The sequence below is a fragment of the Endozoicomonas sp. SESOKO3 genome, assembly GCF_024606255.1.
Map to the genome: position 1 here is coordinate 1 of NZ_JAHHPR010000151.1, position 10,425 is coordinate 10,425.

General features: G+C 48.6%; 7 protein-coding genes. 2 read left to right on the plus strand and 5 right to left on the minus strand.

The genetic code is table 11. The features are described 5' to 3' along the window. The first annotated feature begins 200 nt into the window (after positions 1 to 200). Positions 201 to 1,610, plus strand: coding sequence for a hypothetical protein (locus tag KDK18_RS02595; RefSeq protein ID WP_257252984.1), 1,410 nt, complete (start codon positions 201 to 203; stop codon positions 1,608 to 1,610). Positions 1,611 to 1,676: 66 nt separating this feature from the next. Here KDK18_RS02595 and dnaJ read toward each other — a convergent pair whose 3' ends face one another. The 3 genes from dnaJ to grpE all read right to left on the minus strand — a co-directional run bounded on the left by dnaJ (position 1,677) and on the right by grpE (position 5,726). After that, on the minus strand, positions 1,677 to 2,819 hold the full coding sequence (dnaJ, locus tag KDK18_RS02600) for a molecular chaperone DnaJ (protein ID WP_257252985.1): 1,143 nt from the start codon (positions 2,817 to 2,819) through the stop codon (positions 1,677 to 1,679). Positions 2,820 to 3,024: 205 nt separating this feature from the next. Next, positions 3,025 to 4,944: a molecular chaperone DnaK gene (gene dnaK, locus KDK18_RS02605; protein ID WP_257252986.1), complete on the minus strand. Its 1,920-nt coding sequence runs from the start codon at positions 4,942 to 4,944 to the stop codon at positions 3,025 to 3,027. Between the two features lie 197 nt (positions 4,945 to 5,141). Continuing rightward, complete coding sequence (grpE, locus tag KDK18_RS02610; RefSeq protein WP_257252987.1) at positions 5,142 to 5,726, minus strand: nucleotide exchange factor GrpE; 585 nt, start codon at positions 5,724 to 5,726, stop codon at positions 5,142 to 5,144. A gap of 258 nt (positions 5,727 to 5,984) precedes the next feature. On the opposite strand from grpE, the gene recN reads away from it, so the two are divergent. Beyond that, the gene (recN, locus tag KDK18_RS02615; RefSeq protein ID WP_257252989.1) at positions 5,985 to 7,670 is read left to right on the plus strand and encodes a DNA repair protein RecN; all 1,686 of its coding nucleotides are present in this window, start codon (positions 5,985 to 5,987) and stop codon (positions 7,668 to 7,670) included. Positions 7,671 to 7,672: 2 nt separating this feature from the next. Here the strand turns inward: recN and KDK18_RS02620 are convergent, their stop codons facing one another. Both KDK18_RS02620 and KDK18_RS02625 read right to left on the minus strand, forming a co-directional pair. Then, positions 7,673 to 8,155, minus strand: a complete 483-nt coding sequence (locus KDK18_RS02620) for a hypothetical protein (RefSeq protein ID WP_257252991.1) — start codon at positions 8,153 to 8,155, stop codon at positions 7,673 to 7,675. 91 nt (positions 8,156 to 8,246) lie between these two features. Beyond that, complete coding sequence (locus KDK18_RS02625; protein WP_257252992.1) at positions 8,247 to 9,974, minus strand: GspE/PulE family protein; 1,728 nt, start codon at positions 9,972 to 9,974, stop codon at positions 8,247 to 8,249. Between the last annotated feature and the right edge of the window lie 451 nt (positions 9,975 to 10,425).

Below are 10,425 nucleotides of genomic sequence, written 5' to 3' on the forward strand. Positions count from 1 at the left end.
CTCAAAATACTTCAATTTGCGATACTTTCTTACCGAATACGAGAAATATTTCTGTGCGCCGTATTGAAGAAGACTGGACAAAAAAGCCGCGCTAAAGCCACTTTTTTGTCCAGTCTGGCTTTCATCTCAGGGAACTAATCACTCTTCCGAAACTCTAACATTCAGTGAGTCATGAAACCTGATTGAAAAGGAGTGCGCTCGTGAACATTTTAAACCATACCATCAAGCTGTTAACTGCATTAATCATAACGACGAGTTTCTGCGTCAAAGCTGATATCACAGAACAAGAAAAAGAGCCCTACTTGAGCGCCGGGCTGGTCGACTATGATATTAAGTACCTCATAGAAGTGGGAACCACACCAGAAGAAGTCCTACTTTTTGCTCAAGAAGCCCCAATGGTCAGCCCATATGATATTCACCGTTTTACCCAACGCAACATCACTTCGGATATAGTTGCATCGTTTCATCCCAGGGTAGCGGGTGACGAGATTTTTATAGAAAAGATTCTCAAGGCGGGATTAACACCCCAAACGGCCAATCGCTACGTCGAGGCCGATATTGATTCAGCCACCCGTATTATCGCTTACGCTAAATATGGAATACCTTCTGATCTCGCGGGCAGCTTAAATAAAAACGGCATCTCTGTCTTGACTGACTTTGCGCATACTAACCTTCAGGAAGCGTTCGAACACGGGCTAACGACAGAAGATTTGCCCAGATACAAGGGACTCACCGGATCAGCCTATGATTTAAAAAAACTCTATTTTTCAAAAGTGCCTGCTGATTTTCTTCATGAAGCCGTGAGTAAAAACATAAGACTGGAAGATGCGACTTCTCTCTACTTCCGCGGCATTGACCTGGACACCTACCCATCTCTAATCTCTGACCAACAGACTTGTGCTGCCTACCCCACAACCCACCTTGAGTTTGAGTACTTGGGTAATCTTGTAGACTACCACAGTAAAAAAGAGCCTATTCCACTTCCAAAAGCTCTATTTTTCCGGCTTAACACACTATTTACATACGATACCATGGACTATTTTTCAACGAACGATCAGGAGGAGATTTTCAAGTACGTTGAAGACATAGTCAAACAGACAACAAAAAAACCAACGATTTATAGTTTGCTCTACCTGACAGCACTGATTGTCACACAAAAGCTTCACTACGCAAAAGTAGATGAAGGCGAGCTGAAGCTGACTTTCTCAAAAGAACGTCCGATAGTTGAATTTTGGCGGAGAGGGATTGGCGACTGTGATAAATACACGGTATTGGGGATGGTTGTTTTTAATCAACTGAAACAACTGTTTCCTGACGTACTGGCAAATGTTTACCTGACCGATAAGTTGTTTTCAACATGTAAAAACCATGCTTGGAACACCGTCGTCATTGCCGAAGAAGATCGCCTGATTTTCACATACATTGACATAACAAGGTTCGATAGTGATATCGATAGTCCAAAGGTTGGTTTTTGGGAGTTTCTAATAGTGAAGCAAATGCTAAAGAACCCGTTCAGAAACAAAAACGAAGGACTGGGAGCCATGATCACAGAGCTCTTTGACCATCAATACTTTCTTGGCGAATACGAGAAATATTTCTGTACGCCATAGATGAAGAAGGCTACACAAAAAAAGTGGCGCTAATGCCACTTTTTTATTTTCAATCTGGCAAACTGATCAGGACGACATATCGTCAAAGAACTTCTTAACCCCTTCAAAGAAGGACGTTTTCTTGGGAGACTGGCGATGTTCACCTTCTGCGACAAAGGTTTCCTTCAACTCTTGCATCAGCTCTTTCTGACGTTCGGTCAGATGCACGGGTGTTTCTACCACCACACGACACATCAGGTCACCGCGACTGCCGCCACGAACTGGCGTGACACCTTTATCGCGGAGACGGAACAACTTGCCAGTCTGGGTTTCTTTTGGAATCTTGAGTTTTACCCGGCCGTCGAGGGTCGGAACTTCCAGCTCGCCACCCAGGGCGGCATCAACAAAGGTAATGGGCACTTCACAGTATAGGTGTTTGCCATCACGCTGGAAGATCGGATGGTCTACCACGCTGACCTGAACATAGAGATCTCCGGCTGGACCACCATTGACGCCTGCTTCACCTTCACCCGCCAGACGAATACGATCACCGGTATCGACACCGGCAGGAATCTTAACAGACAGCGTCTTATATTCCTGAACCCGACCTTCACCATGACACTCACGACAAGGGTCTTTAATCATCTTGCCAGTACCGTGACAGTCAGGACAGGTCTGCTGAACAGAGAAAAAGCCCTGTTGCATACGCACCTGACCCACACCACCACAAGTGCTACAAGTCACAGGAGAAGTCCCTTTTTTGGCACCTGTACCATCACAGGACTTACAACCGACCAGAGAAGGAATCTTGATTTTCTTGGTAGTACCCTTAACCGCCTCTTCCAGACTCAGTTCCAGTTGATAGCGCAGATCAGCACCGCGCTGAACGGAGCTTCGGGAATGACCACCACCGCCAAAGATATCACCAAAAACATCACCGAAGACGTCACCAAAGCCGCCAGCGCCACCAAAGCCACCAGCACCACCCATACCGCCCATGTTAGGATCGACACCGGCATGACCGTACTGGTCGTAGGCGGCACGCTTCTGATCGTCAGAGAGGATTTCAAAAGCCTCGTTGACTTCCTTGAAATTCTCTTCCGCTTCTTTGTCATCGGGGTTACGGTCAGGGTGGAACTTCATAGCCATACGGCGATAGGCCTTCTTGATCTCCTTGTCAGAGGCCCCCTTTTCTACGCCCAGTACTTCGTAAAAATCACGTTTTGCCATTAGTAACACCCTGTGGTCAGGTTCCGTCAGATCACCTGACCGAAATAATCCAAATCGCTTTCATACATCGGGAACGATCCCGATTTATTGAATCAGAGACTGTTTGGAAAATCGGCGAAACCTTTCAGACAGTCTCTTAAACACAACAGCGCGGGAGAAAGCTCCCGCGCCGCCAAATCAACTCATACCGCAGCGCGGAATGGGCTTACTTCTTGTCATCTTTCACTTCTTCGAACTCGGCGTCTACGGCGTCATCCGCAGCGGAAGAAGATTCAGCCTCCTGTGCACCTTCAGCGCCGGGTTGCTGGGCTTCTGCATACATCTTCTGAACCAGACCAGCAGAAGCTTCAGAGAGAGCCTTGGATTTCTCTTCGATGAGATCCTTGTCGTCCCCCTTCAGAGCCTCTTCCAGAGCAGTCAAAGCTTCGTTGATCGCACTCTTCTCTTCTTCCGTTGCCTTATCACCGGCTTCTTCCAGAGTCTTGCGCGTCGCATGTACCAGACCATCACCCGTGTTACGGACAGCCGCCAGTTCTTCGAACTTCTTGTCTTCAGCCGCGTTTGCTTCAGCGTCCTGAACCATTTGATCGATTTCATCGTCAGACAGGCCGGAAGACGCTTTGATCACGATAGACTGCTCTTTACCAGTAGCCTTGTCTTTGGCAGAAACGTTGAGGATACCGTTAGCATCCAGGTCAAAGCTGACCTCAATCTGAGGCATGCCACGTGGAGCCGGTGGAATGTCAGACAGGTCAAAACGCCCCAGTGACTTGTTGGCAGATGCCTGTTTGCGCTCACCCTGGCAGACATGAATGGTTACAGCACTCTGGTTGTCATCAGCAGTAGAGAACACCTGCGACTTCTTGGTCGGAATCGTGGTGTTCTTTTCGATCAGTGCCGTCATAACGCCACCCATGGTTTCGATACCCAGAGTCAGCGGAGTGACGTCCAGCAACAGTACGTCTTTAACGTCGCCAGCCAACACCGCACCCTGGATGGAAGCACCCATAGCAACCGCCTCGTCAGGGTTCACGTCTTTACGAGGCTCCTTGCCGAAGAACTCAGCCACCTTTTCCTGAACCATTGGCATACGGGTCTGACCGCCTACCAGAATGACTTCGTCGATATCAGACAGATCCAGATCAGAATCCTTTACCGCCAGTCGGCATGGCTCCAGAGAGCGCTGAACCAGATCTTCTACCAGGGACTCCAGCTTGGAACGGGTTACTTTAACGTTCAGGTGCTTAGGACCAGTTGCATCGGCAGTGATGTAAGGCAGGTTAACATCCGTCTGCTGAGCAGAAGACAGCTCGATCTTGGCTTTTTCAGCGGCTTCTTTCAGACGCTGCATGGCCAGAGGATCACCTTTGAGGTCGATGCCCTGATCTTTTTTGAACTCTTCAGCCAGGTAGTCGATCATACGCATGTCGAAGTCTTCACCACCCAGGAAAGTGTCACCGTTGGTGGCCAGTACTTCGAACTGGTGCTCGCCGTCGACATCAGCAATCTCGATAATAGAGATATCAAAAGTACCACCACCCAGGTCGTATACGGCAATGGTCTGATCACCTTGCTTCTTGTCCATGCCATAGGCCAGGGCAGCAGCAGTGGGCTCGTTAATGATACGTTTAACGTCCAGACCGGCGATACGACCAGCATCTTTGGTCGCCTGACGCTGTGCATCGTTGAAGTAAGCGGGTACGGTAACCACCGCTTCAGTAACAGATTCGCCCAGATAGTCTTCAGCGGTCTTCTTCATTTTCTTCAGGATTTCAGCAGAAATCTGAGGTGGTGCTTTTTTGTCACCTTTAACTTCAACCCATGCGTCGCCGTTGTCAGCTTCAACAATCTTGTAAGGAACCATCTGAATGTCTTTCTGGACCACATCGTCTTTGAAACGGCGACCGATCAGGCGCTTGATGGCAAACAGGGTATTATCAGGGTTGGTAACGGCCTGACGCTTGGCTGGCTGCCCTACCAGAGTCTCACCATCGTCTGTGAAGGCGATGATGGAAGGCGTGGTACGACCGCCTTCAGCATTTTCTAAAACCTTGGCTTTTTCACCATCCAGAATGGATACACAAGAGTTGGTGGTTCCCAGATCAATACCGATTATTTTACCCATTGTTCAATCTCTCCATTGCCCTGCTTGCAGAGCGAAATTCTTTAGTTCAATTCTGTAATTCAATTCTTCAGCTGAGGGCCGCTTGCCAATAAGTGGTGAGCGGCTGTTTTTGGCCTTTGAAATCAATATGGGATCAATTGATTTGATTTCAAGGCTGTTGAAACATTCTTTTTTTGAATATTCCTCAACAAAATCACCTATTTGGAAACGACGACCATGGCTGGACGAATCAGACGGCCATTCAGCTTGTAACCTTTCTGAAAGACATCAATCACGGTGTTGGCTTCAACATCGGGATTCGGAACCATGGACATAGCCTGATGGAAATTCGGGTCAAAAGGCTGTCCGTTCGGATCTTCCTGCTCCACCCCAAAGCGCCCCAGTGCATCCAGAAACTGCTTCAGTGTTAGCTTCATGCCTTCTATAAGAGCTTCGTGGGCTCCTTCTGCCTGTTCAGCGCTTTCTATTCCTTTTTCCAGGCTATCAACCACTGGAATCAGCGCATCAACAAATTTTTCCAAGGCAAACTTATGAGCCTTTTCAACATCCTGCTCAGCGCGACGCTTGATGTTCTGCATCTCAGCAGCAGCGCGCAGAGTCTGATCTTTCGCTTTGGCCAGCTCTTCGTTCAGCGCTTCCAGCTGACTCTCAAGGCCGTCGGTCAGATCACCTTCACTGTCCAGCTCAACACCACCTTCTTCGTTCAGCAAGTTTTCTTCTGCCTGCTGTTCGGTGGCTTCTTCCATTTCCTGCTCATCAGGTTTGCTGTTTTCTACTGTCATTCCAGAATCTCCGACCGGGAGTCAAATCGTTTGATGAAACGTATATTGGGTCACGAAATCTGGATTCAAGACCTGCAAACAGTTTTTTTAACGCAACCGATCATTTCGCAAAACACTGATCTGCAGAACAAAATCACAACATGCTCTGGTCTCAATCTGGTCGTAATCAGAGTATTTTTTTTAGCTCCAACTTTACGAATGTCTCACATCAGGTTACTGTATATATAAACAGTCACGCTACACTAGCGGGTATTCATCATGCTGACCCAATTGTCCATCAGCAACTTTGCCATCGTTGACCAGCTGGATCTGGACATCCAATCCGGAATGACTGTGATTACCGGCGAGACCGGTGCTGGCAAGTCCATCATGCTGGATGCACTGGGTCTGGCCACGGGTGACAGAACCGACAGTCATTGCGTTCGTCAAGGCACGGACAAAGCTGAAATACAGGCTTCTTTTGATATCAGTCATTGCTCTGCGGCCAAAGCGTGGCTCCGGGAAAAAGATTTGACCAGTGATGATGAGTGCATCCTCCGCAGAGTCATTACCAAAGAAGGACGGTCCCGTGCCTATATCAATGGAACACTCTCTCCCCTTGCCGATCTTCGGGGCATTGGTGAGCGGTTAATTGATATTCACGGCCAGCATGAAAGCCAGTCGTTACTGAAAAAAAACAGCCATCGACTGCTACTGGATGATTATGCCGGTCTACAAAAACTAGCCTCCGAAGTGGCTTGCATTGCTCATCAGTTCAACCAGACGCATCATGAGCTGAATACACTGGCCCATAACCGCAAAGAACAGAATGAAAGAGTTCAACTGCTCAGCTATCAACTTCAGGAACTTGAACAATTGTCACTTCAGGAAGGAGAACTGGAACAGCTTGAGCTAGAACTCAGACAGTTATCCCATGCTGAAAGCACTCTTTCGGTTTGTCATGAGATCAACACTATTTGCTCCGACAATGAGACCGGCAACATTCTCCAGCAACTGTCTGTCTGTCTGCAGCGTCTGGGCGATCTGGACATGGATCACCCAGCCATCAGCAACACATTGGAGATGATGTCCTCTGCCCAGATTCAGGTCGAGGAAGCGGTAGGGGAAATCAATCACTTCATTGATCATTTTGATGCTGATCCGGCCAGAATGCAGGATGTGGATGAACGTCTCAGCGCTATATACGACCTTGCGAGAAAGCACAGGGTTCAGCCCGAAGCGTTATTGGAAAAACAAAACACCCTCAGCTCTGAGCTGGAGAGCATCCAGTTCGGCGATGAACGAGTTGAAGCGTTACAACAAAAACTGATCGAATTGAAATCCGAGTTTCAGAACCAAAGCGAAAAACTATCCGGAAAACGTCAATCTGCAGCCAGACAGCTTGAGAAAAAAGTCACCATGCGTATGGCCTTGCTGGGCTTGCCCCACGGACAGTTCGTCATTGCCCTGACACCGGTAGAGAGCAGCACTCTCTCACCCAATGGTGCTGAAGACATCGAATTCCTGGTAACGACCAACCCGGGTCAGCCACCCAGAGCATTAACCAAAGTAGCTTCTGGTGGTGAACTGTCCAGAATCAGTCTGGCCATTCAAGTGATAACCGCTCAAACCTCTCATATCCCCAGTATGATCTTTGACGAAGTGGATGTCGGCATTGGCGGTGGAACTGCGGAAATCGTCGGAGCCATGCTCAGGGAGCTGGGGGAAAGAAGTCAGGTAATTTGTGTCACCCATCAGCCTCAGGTGGCGTCACAGGGGCATCAGCATTTGCACGTTAGCAAGAAGGTCCGCAATGCCAAAACCTCCACCGAGATTGTCGGCCTGAATGGCGATCGTCGTGTTAAAGAGGTCGCTCGAATGCTGGGTGGAGTCGAAATGACCGAGTCCACGCTCAACCACGCAAAAGAGATGCTTAGCCTGACCCATTCAAGGTCCGCAGCCTGAAATCACCTCTGCAGTTCCTTGATGAGTAATCCCATTCCTTTGGCCAGTTCCCTTATGGCTTTGGGTGCATATTCTATTTCAACCCAACGCTCATCCTTATCGGGGTACAAAATCCAGCAACGCTGCTCAATGCTGGAACAGTCTGATTCCAAAGTATGACCAACGCCGTATACTACCAGGGTATTATTGTTTCTGACCAGTCCCTGCTCCAGTTGCTGATAGCGAGTCACCACCAACTCACCTTCCCGGTTGGCCTTTACAGAATATTTTATGGATGATTTTCTGGCCCCATCTTTGATAGCGTTTGCCTTGAGCAGGCTGTTCAAATAGGACTCCAGCACAAGATCGGCCACGGCCGGATCAAAATTCTGCTGCATCTGCTCAACAAATGATTGAGGTGCTTCGGCTGGTTGCAGTTCCATTACCTTCTGCGCCTGAACCGCAAAAGGAAATAAAAGCAAGCTTGTAAGGGTAAGTATTTTCATTATTATTCGACTGTTCCACTGTCACTTAAGATATTAATATCGAATAGTCAGTGGGAGACTTCAAGCATTTCCTTCAGTAGCTGAGAGCCAGTCAGTGCTGCTGGTCTGGCGTCACCCTCATTACTTCTTCGATGGTTGTTAATCCTGTTGCGACTTTCTGAGCTCCGGAAAGACGAAGACTGTACATACCTTCCTTAATAGATTGGCGACGAAGACTCTCTATATCGGCATTCTCTGCCAGCATATCCTTCAAAGGTTGAGACATAGGCATTAACTCATAAACACCCGCTCGCCCCCTGTAGCCGGTATCCCGACATTCCACACAACCCACAGGTTGAAAGATCTGCGCTGGTGCAGGAACTGACCAGGGGCGAGTGAGGGATTTCCAACCGGATTTGTCGAATTTTACTGACTGTTTGCAGGAAGGACACAAAACTCTGACTAGCCTCTGAGCCATAACACCCAGAACCGTAGCTTTGATGAGATAGTGGGGAACACCAATCTCCAGCAGACGGGTTATTGCGGACGGTGCGTCATTAGTGTGCAGAGTGGAAAGCACCAGATGACCGGTCAGTGCCGCCTGAATCGCCATTTCAGCGGTTTCAAGATCCCGAATCTCCCCCACCATAATAATATCCGGGTCCTGACGTAGAAGTGCACGCAGACCGCTGGCAAACGTCAGATCAATGTTATGCTGGACCTGCATCTGGTTGAAGCTGGATTCCACCATTTCAATAGGATCTTCAATGGTACAGACATTCACCTGATCGGTGGCCAAAGTTTTCAGAGTCGAATAGAGCGTGGTGGTTTTACCTGAGCCGGTAGGGCCTGTGACCAAAACAATCCCATTGGGCTGCGCAGTCATATGAGTCCAGCGACGTTCGTCTTCTCTGGAAAAGCCCAGTTCTCGAAATCCTTTGACCAGAACATCCGGATCAAAGATCCGCATCACCAGTTTTTCCCCGAACGCAGTCGGCAAGGTTGAAAGCCGCAGTTCGACTTCATTGCCATCCGGGTTGCGGGTTTTGAGCCGACCATCCTGAGGCTTTCTTTTCTCTGCCACATTCATTCGACCGAGAATCTTCAGACGACTGGTCACGGCAGTAGCCACCTTGGCCGGCATCTGATAGATAAGGTGCAACACCCCATCAATTCGAAAACGCAGATGAGTCTGCTCTCGCCTGGGTTCAACATGGATATCACTGGCCCGCTGCTCAAAGGCGTACTGGAGCAGCCAATCCACAATATTGACAATGTGCTGGTCATTGGCGTCCGGAGCTTTCATATTGCCCAGCTCAAGCATCTGCTCAAAGCTGTTCAGCTGAGTGGACTGAACGCCATTCTGTTCATTAGCGCCCAGAACAGAACGTGCCAGTCGATAAAACTCCGAGGTGTATCTCCGGATATCAGTCGGACTGGCAACAACTCGCCGGATTTCCTTGCGGTTAGTATGCCTGAGATTATCCTCCCAACCGCTGTGCCAGGGTTGCGCTGAAGCGATAACAATCTCATCAGCCGTGACTTCTACCGCCAGAATTTGGTGTCGTAAAGCATAAGCGTGAGACATGACCGGAGTAATGGCCGTGGCATCGATTTTCAATGGGTCAATATGAAAATATTCCTGACCTGACAGATTCGCCAGCCAGAGCATCAACGTATCGAGATCGAGAGAGCCGCCTTTGCGGGCATCTTTCAGCGCCTGTGAGGCAATGTACTCCAGAGGGTGAAGCTTAAGTTGATCAGCATTGCGATGACGAGCCAATATTTCATCAGCTGCAGGTGGCCTGAGCCGACCCGTCTGAACCAGATCAGAGACCACCGTCTGCAGATCCAGAAGGAGTTCTCTGTTCTTGAGTGAAGCCCTGAATTTATTGGCGTTTGACTTCGGCTCCCGGACACTGGGCACTGTTGTTTCCTTCTTACCTTGAAAAATTTTCCATCTATGTATTCTCCACTAAACCGTCCGCTTATGCCTATAGTAAAATTCAGGCTTAAAGCAATCGTTCAATTAAGTATATCGCCAGAATCCCCCCCGACTGATGCCCTGCATAAACAGCATGCTGGATACGGGGTGACCCTCTCCCCTCTATACTCCCTTTTAATCAATACCATTATCTAAAGAAACTTCGTTGTGGACCTATTAATACTGCATAGCTTTTTGTTCATACTTTCACTGATAGCCGTCGTTCTGGTACTCATTGGTCGTTTCAAGTTTTCGCCTTCAAATGCTGCTTTGAAAAACGGTTCCAGCTGTATGGCGCATTCGTGCG

What these genes read in the sequence shown, in the direction of transcription:
- dnaJ (WP_257252985.1), bottom strand. Translation starts at nt 2,819, where the DNA reads ATGGCAAAACGTGATTTTTACGAAGTACTGGGCGTAGAAAAGGGGGCC.
- dnaK (WP_257252986.1), bottom strand. Translation starts at nt 4,944, where the DNA reads ATGGGTAAAATAATCGGTATTGATCTGGGAACCACCAACTCTTGTGTA.
- grpE (WP_257252987.1), bottom strand. Translation starts at nt 5,726, where the DNA reads ATGACAGTAGAAAACAGCAAACCTGATGAGCAGGAAATGGAAGAAGCC.
- recN (WP_257252989.1), top strand. Translation starts at nt 5,985, where the DNA reads ATGCTGACCCAATTGTCCATCAGCAACTTTGCCATCGTTGACCAGCTG.
- KDK18_RS02620 (WP_257252991.1), bottom strand. Translation starts at nt 8,155, where the DNA reads ATGAAAATACTTACCCTTACAAGCTTGCTTTTATTTCCTTTTGCGGTT.